The 15,770-nt window shown below is 59.9% G+C and carries 15 protein-coding genes; 14 read left to right on the top strand and 1 reads right to left on the bottom strand.

From position 1 onward, the window contains the following. Positions 1-20: 20 nt before the first annotated feature. The 3 genes from FZE95_RS02915 to FZE95_RS02905 all read left to right on the top strand — a co-directional run bounded on the left by FZE95_RS02915 (position 21) and on the right by FZE95_RS02905 (position 4,251). Complete coding sequence (locus tag FZE95_RS02915) at positions 21-1,496, top strand: sigma-54 dependent transcriptional regulator (RefSeq protein ID WP_150299296.1); 1,476 nt, start codon at positions 21-23, stop codon at positions 1,494-1,496. A 122-nt stretch (positions 1,497-1,618) separates the two neighbouring features. After that, a complete protein-coding gene (locus FZE95_RS02910; protein WP_150299295.1) occupies positions 1,619-2,860 on the top strand; it encodes a sensor histidine kinase in 1,242 nt (413 codons plus the stop codon). Beyond that, on the top strand, positions 2,860-4,251 hold the full coding sequence (locus FZE95_RS02905; protein WP_150299294.1) for a sigma-54-dependent transcriptional regulator: 1,392 nt from the start codon (positions 2,860-2,862) through the stop codon (positions 4,249-4,251). The genes FZE95_RS02910 and FZE95_RS02905 overlap by 1 nt, the downstream gene beginning before the upstream one ends. A gap of 244 nt (positions 4,252-4,495) precedes the next feature. On the opposite strand, the gene FZE95_RS02900 is transcribed toward FZE95_RS02905, so the two are convergent. Beyond that, entirely contained in the window at positions 4,496-4,936 is a 441-nt protein-coding gene (locus FZE95_RS02900) for an REP-associated tyrosine transposase (RefSeq protein ID WP_150299293.1), read from the bottom strand. Between the two features lie 334 nt (positions 4,937-5,270). Between FZE95_RS02900 and fliE the strand changes: the two genes are divergently transcribed. From fliE to FZE95_RS02845, 11 genes are all read left to right on the top strand, one after another. Then, positions 5,271-5,603, top strand: coding sequence for a flagellar hook-basal body complex protein FliE (fliE, locus tag FZE95_RS02895; RefSeq protein ID WP_150299292.1), 333 nt, complete (start codon positions 5,271-5,273; stop codon positions 5,601-5,603). Between the two features lie 46 nt (positions 5,604-5,649). Next, the gene (gene fliF / locus FZE95_RS02890; protein ID WP_150299291.1) at positions 5,650-7,377 is read left to right on the top strand and encodes a flagellar basal-body MS-ring/collar protein FliF; all 1,728 of its coding nucleotides are present in this window, start codon (positions 5,650-5,652) and stop codon (positions 7,375-7,377) included. Further along, a complete protein-coding gene (fliG, locus tag FZE95_RS02885) occupies positions 7,370-8,389 on the top strand; it encodes a flagellar motor switch protein FliG (RefSeq protein ID WP_150299290.1) in 1,020 nt (339 codons plus the stop codon). Before fliF ends, fliG begins: the two co-directional genes overlap by 8 nt. 64 nt (positions 8,390-8,453) lie before the next feature. After that, positions 8,454-9,245, top strand: a complete 792-nt coding sequence (fliH, locus tag FZE95_RS02880) for a flagellar assembly protein FliH (protein ID WP_150299289.1) — start codon at positions 8,454-8,456, stop codon at positions 9,243-9,245. Next, complete coding sequence (gene fliI / locus FZE95_RS02875) at positions 9,238-10,584, top strand: flagellar protein export ATPase FliI (RefSeq protein ID WP_150299288.1); 1,347 nt, start codon at positions 9,238-9,240, stop codon at positions 10,582-10,584. The genes fliH and fliI overlap by 8 nt, the downstream gene beginning before the upstream one ends. After that, a complete protein-coding gene (gene fliJ, locus FZE95_RS02870; protein WP_150299287.1) occupies positions 10,577-11,032 on the top strand; it encodes a flagellar export protein FliJ in 456 nt (151 codons plus the stop codon). The genes fliI and fliJ overlap by 8 nt, the downstream gene beginning before the upstream one ends. Positions 11,033-11,086: 54 nt before the next feature. Next, positions 11,087-11,392, top strand: a complete 306-nt coding sequence (locus FZE95_RS02865; RefSeq protein WP_150299286.1) for an STAS domain-containing protein — start codon at positions 11,087-11,089, stop codon at positions 11,390-11,392. A gap of 3 nt (positions 11,393-11,395) precedes the next feature. Continuing rightward, a complete protein-coding gene (locus FZE95_RS02860) occupies positions 11,396-13,105 on the top strand; it encodes an ATP-binding SpoIIE family protein phosphatase (protein ID WP_223824934.1) in 1,710 nt (569 codons plus the stop codon). A 43-nt stretch (positions 13,106-13,148) separates the two neighbouring features. Next, complete coding sequence (locus tag FZE95_RS02855; protein WP_163983999.1) at positions 13,149-13,499, top strand: Hpt domain-containing protein; 351 nt, start codon at positions 13,149-13,151, stop codon at positions 13,497-13,499. 81 nt (positions 13,500-13,580) lie between these two features. Next, positions 13,581-14,753 (top strand): flagellar hook-length control protein FliK, encoded by a 1,173-nt coding sequence (locus tag FZE95_RS02850; RefSeq protein WP_150299284.1) that lies wholly within the window; start codon positions 13,581-13,583, stop codon positions 14,751-14,753. Positions 14,754-15,251: 498 nt separating this feature from the next. Next, the gene (locus tag FZE95_RS02845) at positions 15,252-15,764 is read left to right on the top strand and encodes a flagellar basal body-associated FliL family protein (RefSeq protein ID WP_150299283.1); all 513 of its coding nucleotides are present in this window, start codon (positions 15,252-15,254) and stop codon (positions 15,762-15,764) included. Positions 15,765-15,770: the final 6 nt, after the last annotated feature.

Here is a 15,770-nt window from a genome sequence, read left to right as displayed (position 1 = left end):
CAGGACTCGTGCACTCCCTTATGCTGCCTAACAACCATATTCTATTGATTGAAGACTGCCCGGAGAGCCGGCGTGACCTGCAGGTCATCCTCGAATTTCTCGGCGAAGACGCGGTTATTACCTGTTCCGAAACCTGGCAGGCGGATGTCGAGGCGGTACTTGATAGCCCCGCTGCGGCCCGCTGCGTCATTCTTGGTCGCTGCGATCATCCTCAGGGCGCGCAGGGATTGCTGACCCAGCTCGACAAATGGGACGCGAACCTCCCGGTCATTCTGTTCGACGGGCATGAGCTCTCGCCCTGGCCTGAATACCTGCGCCAACGCTTGCTGGCGGTGTTGACGCCACCGCTGAGTTACAACCAGTTGCTGGATTCGCTGCACCGCGCTCAGGTGTATCGCGAAGTGGTGGACACCCGCAACAAACGCGGCAGCCAGCGCGAACCCAACCTGTTCCGTAGTCTGGTCGGCACCAGCCGCAGTATTCAGTCAGTGCGGCTGATGATGCAGCAAGTGGCCAACACTGAGGCGACGGTGCTGATCCTGGGTGAGTCGGGCACTGGCAAGGAGGTGGTTGCCCGCAACCTCCACTACCACTCCTCCCGCAGAGAAGCGCCTTTTGTTCCGGTTAACTGCGGCGCGATTCCGGCTGAGCTGCTGGAAAGCGAGCTGTTCGGACATGAGAAGGGCGCGTTTACCGGTGCGATTACGACGCGCGCCGGTCGGTTCGAACTGGCGCAGGGCGGCACGCTGTTTCTCGATGAAATCGGCGACATGCCGCTACCGATGCAGGTCAAACTGTTGCGCGTGCTGCAGGAGCGTACCTTCGAGCGCGTCGGTAGCAACAAGGTGCAAACTGCCGATGTACGCGTCATTGCGGCTACGCACAAGAATCTCGAAGACATGATCGAGCAGGGCACCTTCCGCGAGGACCTGTTCTATCGGCTGAACGTGTTCCCGATCGAGATGCCGGCGATGCGCGAGCGGGTGGAGGATCTGCCGCTGCTGCTTAACGAGCTGATCACCCGCCTGGAACGCGAGAAACGCGGCTCGATCCGTTTCAGCACCTCGGCGATCCTGTCGCTCTGTCAGCACGACTGGCCGGGTAACGTGCGTGAGCTGGCCAACCTGGTCGAGCGCATGGCAATCATGCATCCCCATGGCGTCATCGGCGTGAACGAGCTGCCGCGCAAGTTTCGCTATGTAGAGGACGATCATGGCGATCTGCGCAGCCAGCAGGTAGACACTGAAGACGATGAGCGCGGTGAAGCTTTCAACGGATTGATCGGTCTCAACAGCCCGGCGTTTTTGCCCCCTGAAGGGCTGGACCTGAAGGAATACCTTGGTGGTCTGGAGCAGACCTTGATCCAGCAGGCACTGGATGAATGCTCTGGTGTGGTGGCTCGGGCCGCCGAGCGTTTGCGTATCCGGCGTACTACGCTGGTTGAGAAGATGCGCAAGTACGGGCTCAACCGCGGCACAGAGGTCGTGGAAGACTGACAGAAGAATGACGCTGCTTGGCGTCTTTCCGTGTAAGTCTATGATTTATAACGTTTCACGTTTATGGCACAGGCCTTGCTATAGCCCCTGTTGAAGCGATATTTCTTCATCAGGGGATTTACATGGCCGTACCTGCTCAGCATTTGCCTCAAGACAATGGATTGCCCGCCGGCAGCGCTGAAGCTGAAGCCCGGGACGGTGCCGGTCTTGAACAGGCCTACCGGCAGTTCAGTAACCTCTCTGGTCAGCTTTCTGAATCCTATGCACTGCTCGAACAGCAGGTCGCAACGCTCAAATCCCAGCTAGCCGAAGTCAGCCAACAGCGCACCCGCGAGCTGGCGGAAAAGGCGCGCCTGGCCGGTCGGCTGCAGAACCTGCTCGATCTGTTGCCTGGCGGGGTAGTGGTGCTTGATGGCCGCGGCGTGGTACGCGAGGTGAACCCCGCTGCCCGCGAACTGTTGGGCGAACCCATCGAAGGCATGCTCTGGCGCGATCTTATCCGCGAGCGTTTCGCCCCGCGTGAGGATGACTACCATGAAGTTTCGCTGCGCAGCGGGCGCCGCGTGTCCATGGCTACACGTTCATTGGTCGGTGAGCCGGGCCAACTGATCCTGATTACGGATCTCACCGAAACCCGGGCATTGCAAACCCAGTTGGCGCGGCATGAGCGGCTGTCGGCATTGGGCCGCATGGTCGCCTCGCTGGCCCATCAGATTCGTACGCCGCTTTCCGCTGCGCTCCTGTATGCCAGTCACCTCACCGACCCTGCGCTGGTAGACAGCAATCGTCTGCGCTTCAGCGAGCGCCTGAAGGGCCGGCTGGAAAGCATTGAGCACCAGGTGCGCGACATGCTGTTGTTCGCCAAGGGTGACCTGCCGCTGGATGACCGGCTCAGTGTGAATGAATTGTTCGCAGCGTTACGCCAGCAGGCCGAGCCGCTTGTTGAGCAGGGCGGTGCGGTGTGCCGGTGGGATAACCGTTGCCCCGACTACCTGCAGCTGCGCTGTAACCGCGAAACGCTGGTCGGTGCGGTAATCAATCTCATCGAAAACGCCATACAGGCCGGTTCGCCCGCCGTGCGGCTGAAGGTGTGCGCGCGTCTGATCGAAAATCAGCTGAGTCTCAGCGTGGTGGACACCGGCGCAGGGATGACTGAAGCCCAGCTCGCTCGCATCGGAGAGCCCTTTCATACCACGCGCGAGCAGGGCACCGGACTCGGTGTTTCGGTGGTCAAGTCGGTGGCTAAAGCGCATGGCGGTGCGTTCTATATGCGCAGCAAGGCCGGTTGGGGTACCTGCGCCGAGATACTGCTGCCCTTTGCCCGGGAAGTGCAGGGCGTTGCGCTGCTTGAGGAGCACATCTGATGCCGACGCGGATATTGCTCGTCGAAGACGACCGTGGCCTGCGTGAGGCGCTGGCCGATACGCTGCTGCTGGGCGGCTATGAATATTTTGAAGCGGAGAATGCCGAAGCTGCATTGAAGCTGCTGGAGCGCGAAGCCGTTTCGATGGTGGTCAGTGATGTAAACATGCCGGGCATGGATGGACACGATCTGCTGCGTGCTCTGAATCAGCGGTATCCGCAATTGCCGGTCCTGCTCATGACCGCTTACGGCACCGTGCAGCAGGCGGTAACCGCCATGCGCGACGGCGCCGTGGATTATCTGGTCAAACCCTTTGAACCCAAGGCGCTGCTGGATCTGATTGCCCAGCATAGCCAGGGCCGTTTGCAGCCGCTGGATGACAACGGGCCGGTGGCGGTTGAGCCTGCCAGTCAACAATTGCTGCAGCTGGCAGCGCGGGTAGCCGCCAGCGATTCCACTGTGTTGATTTCCGGGGAGTCCGGTACCGGCAAGGAAGTGCTCGCCCGCTATATCCACCAGCATTCACCCCGTGCGGACCAACCTTTCATTGCGATCAACTGCGCTGCTATTCCCGAGAATATGCTTGAGGCGACGCTGTTTGGTCACGAGAAGGGGGCCTTCACAGGCGCCATTGCCGCTGCGCCGGGCAAGTTCGAGCAGGCCAATGGCGGCAGCCTGTTGCTCGACGAAATCTCGGAAATGCCCCTGGCTCTGCAGGCCAAGCTGTTGCGGGTATTGCAGGAGCGTGAAGTCGAGCGGGTCGGCGGGCGCAAACTGATCAAACTGGATATCCGCGTCATCGCTACGACCAACCGCGACATGCTTGCAGAGGTGGCGGCCGGGCGTTTCCGGGAGGATCTGTATTACCGGTTAGGGGTGTTCCCACTGCAGTGGGAGCCGCTACGCAACCGCCCCGGCGATATCTTGCCGATAGCCGAGCGCTTACTTAACAAGCACATGCGCAAGATGAACCAGGCCCGCGTGCAGTTTGCCGATGATGCGCGCCAGGCATTGCGACAACATCCCTGGCCGGGGAACGTGCGCGAGCTGGATAACGCCGTGCAGCGTGCAATGATCCTGCAGCAGGGCGGCGTGATTCGGGCGCAGGATCTTTGCCTGGGCATGGTGCCGGGTAGGGTTATTCCCGCTCAAGCGCCTGTGCAGACTCCGGTTGTGCCGGCCTGCCCGACAACTGCTGCGCCCCCTGTCGCGGGTGATCTTGAGTCGGGTGTGAAGGAACATGAGTATCAGATGATTCTGGACGTGCTGCGTGCTGAACGGGGCCGCCGGAAGGAAGCCGCCGAACGCCTTGGTATCAGCCCGCGGACCTTGCGGTATAAGCTGGCGAGGATGCGTGAGGCGGGGTTTGTGGTTGAGGGGGGTGGGGTTTAGGTGGGTTGGTGTTGGTCGTGCTGGCTGGACCGTGCTCTGTTTTAGGCGTATCTGGTGCGGTGGGTCACAATCGCCGCGAGTCGCGCCTCCCACAGAATGGCTGCGTGCCGATTGCGGGTAAGTGCCTTGGATTCACAATGTACTCATTCGCAGCCGCACTCCTCAACCGGTGCATCGATCTTCCCGTAGGAGGCGCGACTCGCGGCGATCGGGACGTGCAGCCATGACAAAGTTTATACCTTGCTCAAAGCCATACAGCATCCCAATGCGAGTAATCCCCCACAGATTCCGCCAGTCCAGCCCGAAGCGGATTGGCAATGATGTATCTGGCCATGGCCTTGAGGTTTTCTTCACTCCTGACAGCCCGATCATGAAACCCATCCTGCCAGACACGCCTGCCAAGCTGAGCGGAGGTCAGGCGTTTGATTCGTTGCACTGCCTTTGAAAGGCTTTCATTTTCCAGCTGCATAAGCCAGTGGAAATGGTCTGGCATGACTACATATGCCCAGGTTTGCGCCTGATTCCTTAGAGAGGCCTCACGGAGGATGTTGATAAGCACCCTGGCGGACTGGAGGTCCTTGAACAGAGGTTGGCGATCAAGGGTGACTGCGGTGATGAGGTAGAACTGGCCGGGCTCGGATCGTCGGCATTTGCGTAGGGATTGGGAGTGGGGGATGGGTTTCATGGTCGTAGCGGGGCAAGGGTGGGGTCTTAATTGAAGCAGGGGATGGCTTTGATAGCAGGGTGTTTTGGCTCGGACTTGTGATGTGATATTGAGCCGTGTTGCTGTGGTTGTGAAAGTCGTGAAGAGGTTCGGCTTTTAGGGCTGCAGATTTGATCGCCGCGGGTCGCGCCTCCTACAAATCAGCCTTGGCGCGCCTGCTGCCTCTGTATACAGACATGCTTCTCGCACGCGACAACGCGACGCTGGCGACACCCGTCACCATCTGGCACCAATATTGCTTCATTAGTCTCAAAGCCGAAAGCGCCGTCAAAATTCTTACGGCATGGAGATTGAGATGACCCAGGGTGTCGAGATGAATCGTCTGATGTTGCAGATGCGCAGCATGCAGCTGGAAGCGATGGGCAAGCCCCAGGCGCCGCAGCAGGTCGAGAAGAATGTCGACACCCCGGCCTTTGACGACATGCTGAAGATGGCATTTAACAAGGTTAGCGAGCTCCAGAAGACCACCGGCGATTTGCAGAGCGGCTATGAGCGCGGTGTGCCGGGTATTGATCTGACCGAGGTGATGATCGCTTCGCAGAAATCCAGCGTCGCGTTTCAGGCGATGACGCAGGTGCGCAACAAGATGATCAGCGCCTACGAAGACATCATGAAGATGCCGATCTAACTCCATTCCTGTCACCGCCTGCCTTGATTGACCGAGGAAAGTTTTCATGGACGCAACGCCTAATACACCTGCCACGCGCAACGCTCCGGAGCCTGCTCCCGAACGTAAGCCACTGTTGGGTATGGCTTTTCTGGACAGTCTGGCGCAGCTCCCGATGCTCCGGCAGTTTGGCCTGCTGGTCGGTCTGGCGGCGAGTGTGGCGGTCGGTTTCGCGGTGGTGTTGTGGTCCCAGGAGCCGGATTATCGTCCGCTGTACGGCAGCATGGACAACTATGATTCGGCCCAGGTGCTTGAGGTGCTGCAGCAAAGCCGCATCGATTACAAGGTCGAGCCCAACAGCGGCGCCTTGCTGGTACGCAGTGAGGATCATGCCGACGCGCGTATGCGTCTGGCCAGCTCCGGTGTGACACCGGTCGACCGTAATCTCGGCTTCGAAATCATGGACCGCGAGCAGGGCCTGGGCTCCAGCCAGTTCATGGAGACCACCCGCTATCGCCGTGGTCTTGAGGGCGAGATGGCGCGGACCATTTCCAGTCTGTACAACGTCAAGGCGGCGCGGGTGCATATCGCCATGCCGCGCTCCACGGTATTTGTGCGTGACGATCGCAAGCCCAGCGCGTCAGTACTGCTTGAAATGTATTCAGGCCGCAGTCTCGAGCCGGCCCAGGTCATGGCCATCGTCAATCTGGTCGCGACCAGTATCCCCGAGCTGAGCAAGGACCAGGTCACGGTCGTCGACCAGAACGGTAATCTGCTGTCCGACCAGGCCGAGCTTAACGAGTTGACCATGGCCGGCCGCCAGTTCGATCACGCCCGGCGGCTGGAAGATACCTACACCCGCCGCGTACACAACATTCTGCAGCCGGTGCTGGGCGATGGTCGCTACAAGGCCGAGGTGTCAGCGGACGTCGACTTCAGCGCGGTGGAATCCACCTCTGAAAGCTTCAATCCGGAAGCGTCCATACGCAGCGAACAGATTCTCAACGAGCAGCGCGCCAGCGGCGCTTCCGGCCCCCAGGGTATTCCCGGTGCACTGAGTAACCAGCCGCCCGGCGCGGTATCTGTGCCCGAGCAGGTATTTGATCCGGAAACCGGTGAGCCGATCATTGCCGCGCCGCCAAAGGATATTCGCGAGCAATCGACGCGCAACTATGAACTCGACCGCCAGATCAGCTACACCCGTCAGCAGCAGGGCAGGTTGCGCCGGCTTTCCGTCGCGGTGGTGGTGGATGACACCCTGCAGGTGGATCCACAGACGGGCGAGTCTGTGCGTGTTCCGCTTGCCGAGGCAGAAATCCAGCAGCTGACCCGTCTGGTCAAGGATGCCGTGGGCTTTGATGAGGCGCGTGGCGACAGTGTCAGCGTGATCAACAGCCGGTTCGTGCCGCTGGGTGCGCCGGAGGCCATCGCCGAGCCGCCATTCTGGACCGAGCCCTGGGTGTGGGACATGGCCAAACAGTTCCTCGGCATTCTGTTTGTACTGATTCTGGTGTTCGGTGTGTTGCGACCGGTGCTCAAGAACCTGACTGCCAACAACCGCAACCCGGCTACCGACGATAATTACCCCGCGACGCTCGACGACCTGGGCGGCATGGATGATGATCTGCGCGATGACCGGGTCAGCCTGACGGGTTCAAGCTCACCGGCACCGGCCTTGTTGCCCCCGCCGGGTGCCGGTTATGAACAGCAGCTGAATGCAATCAAGGGCCTGCTGGCGGAAGACCCCGGCCGCGTGGCTCAGGTAGTCAAAGAGTGGATTAACGACGATGAGTGATGATGCCAAGCGCCCACAAAAACTGACCAAGCTCGACAAGGCGGCCATATTCCTGCTGAGTCTGGGCGAATCCGACGCGGCGGCGATACTCAAGCATATGGGGCCCAAGGAGGTGCAGCGCGTCGGCACCGCCATGGCAGGCCTGCGCACGGTACAGCGCGAGCAGGTTCAGCAGGTGATGGGCGACTTCATTAGCGTGGTCGGCGAGCAGACCGGGCTTGGCGTCGGCGCGGATAATTACATTCGTACCATGCTCACCCAGGCGTTGGGCGAAGATAAAGCCAATAATCTGGTCGACCGGATCCTGCTTGGCGGCAGCACTTCGGGCCTGGATAGTTTGAAATGGATGGAGCCGCGTGCCGTGGCGGATGTCATCCGCTACGAGCATCCGCAGATCCAGGCCATTGTGGTGGCCTATCTTGATCCCGATATGGCGGCTGAAGTGATTGGCTACTTCGACCACAAGGTCCGCCTGGATGTGTTGCTGCGGGTCGCCTCATTGAACACCGTGCAGCCTTCAGCCCTGAAAGAGCTGAACGAGATTCTGGAAAAGCAATTTGCCGGCAACTCGAACACCATCCGCGCCAACATGGGTGGCGTGAAGCGCACGGCAGATATTATGAACTTCCTCGAAACCACCACTGAATCGCAGTTGATCGATGCGATCCGCGATATCGACCAGGACCTCTCGACCAAGATCGAAGACCTGATGTTTGTCTTCGACAACCTCGCGGATGTCGACGACCGCGGTATCCAGACCTTGCTTCGCGAAGTCTCGTCGGAAATTCTCATCGTGGCACTCAAGGGCGCCGACGAAGCGATCAAGGACAAGATCCTGCGCAACATGTCCAAGCGTGCTTCGGAGCTGCTGATGGACGATCTGGAAGCCAAAGGGCCGGTCCGCATCAGCGAGGTTGAAGCGGCGCAGAAGGAAATACTGACCATCGCCCGGCGCATGGCCGATGCCGGCGAGATCGTGCTGGGCACCAAGGGCGGCGAGGAAATGATTTGACGCCGGCGCGTGGCGGCCTGACTGTGCTCCGGGTTGGCGACAGTTACTTGTGCAGAGGCTTGGAATGAAAAGCAAACAAGACAGCGATCTGATTCGGGGCAGCAAGCCGGAGGCGTTCAGCCTGTGGAACTTGCCGAGCTTTGATGAAGAGCCGGACCAGGTGTCGCTGGAGCCTGAGGAACCGGAGGAGCCCGAGCTGGATGAGCCGGCGTTGACGGCTGAGCCCGAGGAAGAGGTTGAACACGCTAAGCCTTTTACCGTTGAAGAGCTCGAGCAGATCCGCGAAGAGGCCTACAACGAGGGTTTTTCGACCGGCGAGAAAGATGGCTTTCATTCCGGCCAGCTCAAGGCGCAGCAGGAAGCGCGCAGCAAAACTGATGCGAGATTGCTCGAGCTGGAAGCGCTGATGGCTCAACTGATGGAGCCGATGAAGGATCAGGACGAGCAGGTCGAAGACATGCTGCTGAGCCTGGTGGAAACCATGGTTCGGCAGGTGATCCAGCGTGAGCTCAAGACCGATTCCAGCCAGATTCTTCAGGTACTGCGCGGTGCGCTCAAGGCACTGCCGATGGGCGCGGGCAATATCCGCATCTACCTCAATCCCGCCGATTTCGACGCGGTCAAGACGCTGCGCGAGCGTCACGAGGAAAGCTGGCGCCTGCTGGAAGATGACGTGTTGCTGCCCGGTGGCTGCCGGATCGAAACGGAGCACAGCCAGGTCGACGCCTCGCTGGAAACCCGCCTGAAGCTCATCGTGGAACAGCTCTTCGATGCGCGACTGGAACAGCGCGCGCATCCGCCCGAAGCTGATCTGCAGATCCCTGTTGCGCTGGACGGAAGCAAGCTGGATGTCTGAACGCATTAGTTTTGCCCGCCGTCTGGGTCGTTATCAACCGCTGCTGAAACTGTCGTCGGAGCCCGTTGTTGAGGGCCGTCTTATTCGCATGGTCGGCCTGACGCTGGAAGCCGAAGGCTGCAAGGCGCCGGTCGGAGGGCGCTGCATGGTGATCAGCGAAACGCCCCAGGGCAGTTCGCAGATCGAGGCCGAGGTGATGGGCTTTTCGGGCAGCAAAATCTATCTGATGCCGGTCGATAACATGCAGGGCCTGCAACCGGGCGCACGCGTGGTGCCGTCCGCTGGTGGCGGCAAACTGCCAATGGGCTTTGGCATGCTCGGTCGCGTAGTGGACGGCATAGGTCGGCCGCTGGATGGCAAGGGCATGTTCAAGGCGGACGATTGGGTTGATCTGAATGGTCCGGTCATCAATCCGCTGAAGCGGCACCCCATCGAAAACACCCTCGACGTGGGTATCCGTTCGATCAACAGTTTATTGACGGTCGGCCGTGGCCAGCGCCTTGGTCTGTTCGCCGGTAGCGGCGTGGGCAAGAGTATGTTGCTGGGCATGATGACGCGCTTCACTGACGCCGATATCACCATTGTCGGGCTGGTCGGCGAGCGGGGTCGGGAGGTCAAGGAATTCATCGAACAGATCCTCGGGGAGGAGGGCATGGCGCGTTCGGTGGTGGTTGCCTCGCCGGCGGATGACGCGCCCCTGATGCGCCTGCGCGCCGCGATGTACTGCACGCGCATTGCCGAATATTTTCGCGATCAGGGCAAGAACGTATTGCTGCTGATGGACTCTCTGACCCGCTTTGCCCAGGCCCAGCGTGAGATTGCCCTGGCCATCGGCGAGCCGCCCGCCACCAAGGGGTATCCGCCGTCCGTTTTCGCCAAGCTGCCGCAGCTGGTGGAGCGCGCCGGTAATGCCGAAGAAGGTGGCGGGTCGATTACCGCGTTCTACACGGTGTTATCCGAAGGCGATGACCAGCAGGATCCGATTGCCGATGCCTCGCGCGCGATCCTCGACGGGCATATTGTGTTGTCGCGCCGTCTCGCCGAAGAAGGGCATTATCCGGCGATTGATATAGAGGCTTCGATCAGCCGGGCAATGCCGCAGATCGTCAGCCGCGATTACCTGCAGCGCGCTCAGCTGTTCAAGCAGATATACGCACGCTATCAACAAAGTCGCGATCTGATCAGCGTGGGCGCCTATTCCGCCGGTTCCGATCCCCTGACTGATACGGCCATCGCCAGGATGCCGCAGATGCAGGGGTTTCTGCGCCAGGCGCTGCATGAAAGCGTCAGCCTCCCGGATAGCCAGGCCGGACTCGAGAAACTGGTGAGTCATGAGTGATAGCCGGGTACGTCGGTTGGCACCGGTGTTGGATATGGCGCTGGAAGATGAACGCAAGGCAGCGAAACAGCTGGGCGATGCCCAGAAACAGCTCGATGCCGCCAGCACGCGCCTGCAGGATCTGGAGTTTTACTGCAGCGAATACGAAAAAGGCTGGACGCAGCGCGGCGAACAGGGTGTAGGCCGCGACTGGCTGTTGAATTATCAGCGCTTCATGGCCCAGATGCAGACGGCTATTGACCAGCAAAAGAACACTGTGAGCTGGCACGCCAGGGCGCTGGATAAATCCCGGGAGCAGTGGCGACAGCGTTACCAACGACTGGAAGCCATGCGTAAATTGATCGAACGCTATCAGCTGGAAGCCCGCGCCAAGGCCGACAAGCAAGAGCAAAAGCTGCTGGATGAACTGTCCCAGCGAGCAATCGGCATGCGCCGCGACGTTAGCTGATACCAGGCTCTGTTGCTAAGCTTGTTGTTACCTGCAAATAGCGAGGAGCTCAGCATGGCGATTCAGGCGAGCCATTCCACCGATGGTCAGGTGTTAACGATTCGTGTCAGCGGGCGCTTCGATTTCAGCGTCCATCAGCAATTTCGCGAGGCCTACGAGCGTAGCGGGCTCACGCCTCAGCGGTACGTGGTTGATCTGCAGGACACCGATTACATTGATAGCTCCGCGTTGGGCATGCTGTTGTTGCTGCGTGATCATGCCGGCGGGGACGAGGCGCTCATCCAGATTGTCCATTGCAACCCCGACGTGCGGAAAGTCTTCAGTATTTCCAACTTCGAACAACTCTTCAGCATCGAGTAACCCGTGTCGCTATCTCTCCAGCCCCGGCAGTCCGCCGAACTGACGGTACTGGTGGCCGACGACAATCCCGCTGACCGCATGATTCTGGGTCGTCTGGTGAGCCGGCTGGGACACAAGGTGATCAGCGTGGAAAACGGTCTGCTGGCGGTCGAGCAATTCTCGGCGCAGCACCCTGATCTGGTCTTGCTCGATGCGTTGATGCCGGTCATGGATGGTTTTGACGCAGCGCGGCGTATCAAGGAACTGGCCGGCGAAGATCTGGTGCCGATTATCTTCCTGACCAGCCTGAGTGAATCCGATGCGCTGGTGAAATGCCTCCAGGCCGGCGGCGATGATTTCCTCTCCAAACCCTATAACCCGGTGGTACTGCAGGCCAAGATCGATGCCTTCGGCCGCATGCATGAAATGCACAATACCTTGCGCGCGCAGCGCGACCTGATCACCAGCCAGCACCAGCGGCTGATCCGGGACCAGGAACTGGCGAAAACGGTGTTTGACCGCGTTGCACATGCAGGCTGTCTTTCAGCGAGCAATCTGCGCTATCTGCAATCGGCCTTTGCCATGTTCAACGGTGACATTCTGCTGGCGGCCTATAAGCCCTCTGGCGGCATGCATATTCTGCTGGGGGATTTTACCGGCCATGGTCTGTCGGCGGCCATCGGCGCGATGCCGCTTGCTGAAGTGTTCTATGCGATGAGTGCACGGGGGTTCAACCTGCGTGACATTATCGTCGAGCTGAACGGCAAGCTGGCGCAGATTCTACCGGTGGGCATTTTCTGTTGCGCGGTGCTGATCGAGGTCAATCCTGCCAAAGGACTGGTGGAGATCTGGAACGGCGGCCTGCCGGAGGTCCTCATTATTGGTCATCAGGCCGAGCTGCTGCATCGGATCCCCTCTACGCATCTGCCGCTGGGTGTCGCCAAAGCCGAGCGTTTCAACCCCAATCCGGTCGTGCTGGCCATGCAGCCGGGCGATCGTTTGCTGTGCTGGACTGACGGCGTGATAGAGAGCCGCAACCAGCAGGGCGAGCCTTTCGGCGAGCAACGCGTGCTGCGTTTGCTTGGGAATTATCCGGGCAGGCCGCAGCTGTTCTTCGACGGGTTGCTGCAAGCAATCGAAGCCTTTCACGGCGCCCCGCAGGACGACATCAGCCTGCTGGAGCTGGTAATGCAAGAGGCCGCTCAGCAGCGCCCAACGCGCACGGGCACCGCTGGCCAGGCGCAGTCCGCCCAGGATTGGCAGCTGGCCTATACCTTCCGCGCCGCCTCGGTACGGCATTATAATCCGTTGCCTTTCTTGCTTGAGGCGCTGATGGACATCCCGGGACTGCGCCCGCATATCGGCAGCATTTTTGTCATCCTCAGCGAGCTGTACAGCAATGCGCTGGAGCACGGACTGTTGAGCCTTGATTCAAAGCTGAAGCGCGACTCTGAAGGGTTTGCCCAATACTATGCCCAGCGCAGCCAGCAGCTCTCGGCCCTGCGGGATGGCTGGATTCAGGTGGTGCTTGATCACTCACCCACCGAGCGAGGCGGTGTACTGCGCATCGAAGTAAGTGATAGTGGCGAAGGTTTCGCGCCGGTGATGACATTCCCCAATAATGAGTATGCCGGAAGAGGGCTCGCATTGGTTGCCGCGCTGGCCGACGAGATCAAATACAATGCGCAGGGCAACCGGGCCAGAGCTGTTTTTAGCTGGGCTGTCGAGCCCTAGGACCGTCTGCATTTTTACAACCATTATCAAGGATCGACCATCCATGCTGGAGAGTCCGCTGGATCTGGACCCATCCGTTCAGGCATCACTCAGAGAGTTGATGCTGGATGAGTATGACGTACTGCTGGAAACCTTCATCAGCGACACCGAGATGCGCCTCGGGCTTTTGCGTAGTCATCTGCTGACGGAAAACTGGCAGGCCTACCGCCAGACTGCGCACAGTTTACGCGGCAGCTGCGGAAATATCGGCGCCCCCGCTTTGCATGAGGCGGCGGAAGAGGCGGAGCACGCAGGCGCTGCACAGGACCGGCAGGCCGCAATCGCTGCCTTCGAGCGTCTCGTGTATTTGTTTGAGCGGGTCAAGCCGCAACTTTTGCTGATTATCCCCAAATAAACTTCCTGTTATCTCCATCTGGCCCGTTGTTTGCTTGTAACAGGCAACAGAGCAATTGCTCGCACGCCATGGAGATCATCAATGTCAGTTAGCCAAGCCCAGCTGGCGTTATCCACACCCGAAGTCCGCACTGCCGGCAACAGCCGCGGAGCTTCGTCATCCGGCACGGGCGACACAGAGCAAGTGGATTTCGCCAACCTGCTGGCCGAGCAGCAGCCAGAACGTCTGAATGCCATGCTGAAACGCCTCGAGCAGAGCGGGCTGACGGCAATCGAAGACCTTGCGCTTGCCGGGGATGGCAAATCGTTGCCGGACTCCGTTCAGGAGTGGCTCGGTCAGTTGGCTGATCTTGGCGAGACGCAGGAGGATTTGTCATCGGCGGGACCGGCGGAAATATCTGACGAATCCTTGACGGAAATATCCGAGCGCTGGATGAAGTGGCTGAACGAATCCCGCGGAGCCTTGACGCCTTCCGAATCAAAGCAGCTGGTCGACAGCAAGGCGTCCCTGGCTTCTCTTGCAACAAAATCCGAGACCCCGATGACTGCGACGCAGATGGAAGCACTGCGTCAGCCCACCGAGGCGTCGATGCCCATGCAGCGCAACGCTCTGATGTCGCCATCTGCCGAACAGGTGGCCTTCGCCGGGAAGCTCGCGGAGCAGATTGATGCCAAGGCACTGGGTAACGACACCTTGACTGCCGACTCTGAGAGCGAGGACGGGCTCAGTCCGTCGGCGGTCGCGGCGCAGTCGAGCGCGTCCCAGGCTGCGCTTACCGCTCGACCAGTAAACGCAGCAGCACAGGCGCTCGGCGCGCCCTTCGGTCAGCAGACCTGGAGCGAGGCTGCCGTGGAAAAAGTCATGTGGATGTCCAGCCAGAATCTGCGCAGCGTCGAGATCATGCTGGACCCGGCCGAACTGGGCCCGCTGGAGATTCATATCCAGAACCGCGGGCAGGAGCACCAGGTTCAGTTTGTCAGTCAGAACCCGTCGGTGCGTGAGGCCCTCGAAGCGCAGATGTTCCGGTTGCGGGAAATGTTCAGTCAACAGGGAATGGACCAGGTCAACGTCTCGGTGTCGGACGGCTCGGCGGGCCAGCAATCCGGTCGCGAAGCCCAGGCCGGCGCGTCAGGTCAGGGATCCCGGCAAGGGCAGGGCGGTAGCGCAGAACTGACCGGCCAGTCTGATTCGCTGCTGACTACCGCTGAGGCGGCAAGGGTGTCGGCCGAACGGTTGGTGGATTATTACGCCTGATCTGGCATCTGTAGGGTGTCTGGGTTTGGTGTCATCTATTGGTGTGGTGGATTTTGTGGGAGGGGCGACTCGCCGCGATGGCGTCCGCAGGACGCCTGGGTTTGATGTCATCTACATTGGCTGGCCTATCGGCCAGCGTCGTGCCGAGGGCGACACTCCCACCGGTTTTGTGCGGGGCGATACTCGGTGCTCAGCTCTACTCGGTGTTGCCGTAGCTATATGGTTTTTGGGGGAGGGACGATCGGGACGCCGAACCGTCGCCGCGATGGCATCCGTAAGATGCCTGGGGTTTGCGCAGCAGGCTGCGCCACACCGAACCCTCCAAAGACATTTGTTCCGCTTGGCTATATCCTATGCCCCATCGACAATCAATCGTATCCGCGCCCCATCGCCAGCCTTTGCGGGACTGAATCGCCCCGGCGTCGCTCCTGATTGGCATGCTCAATGCAAGCAGTATCCGAAACAGTTGATTTCACGCATTAGTGACGGAATATTGGCATGGCCCGACAACAGCCCGAACCCGCCCAGCCGGTGGCGCCCGACAGCCCATCGGCAAGCCGTAAAAAACTTTTCCTCCTCGTTGGCGCAGGCCTGTTCGCCTTGTTGTTATCTATCGGCGCGGCAGCCTTCTTCCTGTTTGCCGGGGAAGACGAAGCGGTGGTCGAGACGCCCGTGGTAGAGGCCGGTAAGCCCATGGCCATCTACCAGTCCCTGGATCCTGCGTTCGTCGTCAACTATGCGCACAAGGGCCGGCAGCGCTATATGCAGGTCAATGTGGTGCTGATGGGGCGCGATCCTCAGCTGATGACTCAATTGGGCTCCCATCTGCCGTTGATCCGCAACGAGCTGGTCATGCTGTTCAGCAGTGAAGAATTTGACGCGTTATTCAGCCCTGAGGGCAAAGAAGCCCTTCGCGAGCGGGCCTCGCTTGCGGTCAAGTCGCTGATGGAAAAAGAACTCGGCAACCCGGTCATCGAGTCCGCGTTGTTCACCAATATCGTTCTGCAATAGGAAACA

Origin of the sequence: Pseudomonas profundi (assembly GCF_008638305.1) — a bacterium.
In the GTDB taxonomy this organism is placed as follows: domain Bacteria; phylum Pseudomonadota; class Gammaproteobacteria; order Pseudomonadales; family Pseudomonadaceae; genus Halopseudomonas; species Halopseudomonas profundi.
Note: the sequence above shows the minus strand (reverse complement) of the source record. Positions and strands in the feature narration are given on the sequence as shown.

Excerpts from the sequence above, each read along its gene's own strand:
- FZE95_RS02850 (WP_150299284.1), top strand. The coding sequence starts at position 13,581 with ATGTCAGTTAGCCAAGCCCAGCTGGCGTTATCCACACCCGAAGTCCGC.
- FZE95_RS02855 (WP_163983999.1), top strand. The coding sequence starts at position 13,149 with ATGCTGGAGAGTCCGCTGGATCTGGACCCATCCGTTCAGGCATCACTC.
- fliE (WP_150299292.1), top strand. The coding sequence starts at position 5,271 with ATGACCCAGGGTGTCGAGATGAATCGTCTGATGTTGCAGATGCGCAGC.
- FZE95_RS02910 (WP_150299295.1), top strand. The coding sequence starts at position 1,619 with ATGGCCGTACCTGCTCAGCATTTGCCTCAAGACAATGGATTGCCCGCC.
- FZE95_RS02845 (WP_150299283.1), top strand. The coding sequence starts at position 15,252 with ATGGCCCGACAACAGCCCGAACCCGCCCAGCCGGTGGCGCCCGACAGC.
- fliJ (WP_150299287.1), top strand. The coding sequence starts at position 10,577 with ATGAGTGATAGCCGGGTACGTCGGTTGGCACCGGTGTTGGATATGGCG.
- fliG (WP_150299290.1), top strand. The coding sequence starts at position 7,370 with ATGAGTGATGATGCCAAGCGCCCACAAAAACTGACCAAGCTCGACAAG.
- fliF (WP_150299291.1), top strand. The coding sequence starts at position 5,650 with ATGGACGCAACGCCTAATACACCTGCCACGCGCAACGCTCCGGAGCCT.
- FZE95_RS02900 (WP_150299293.1), bottom strand. The coding sequence starts at position 4,936 with ATGAAACCCATCCCCCACTCCCAATCCCTACGCAAATGCCGACGATCC.
- FZE95_RS02865 (WP_150299286.1), top strand. The coding sequence starts at position 11,087 with ATGGCGATTCAGGCGAGCCATTCCACCGATGGTCAGGTGTTAACGATT.
- fliH (WP_150299289.1), top strand. The coding sequence starts at position 8,454 with ATGAAAAGCAAACAAGACAGCGATCTGATTCGGGGCAGCAAGCCGGAG.
- FZE95_RS02915 (WP_150299296.1), top strand. The coding sequence starts at position 21 with ATGCTGCCTAACAACCATATTCTATTGATTGAAGACTGCCCGGAGAGC.
- fliI (WP_150299288.1), top strand. The coding sequence starts at position 9,238 with ATGTCTGAACGCATTAGTTTTGCCCGCCGTCTGGGTCGTTATCAACCG.
- FZE95_RS02905 (WP_150299294.1), top strand. The coding sequence starts at position 2,860 with ATGCCGACGCGGATATTGCTCGTCGAAGACGACCGTGGCCTGCGTGAG.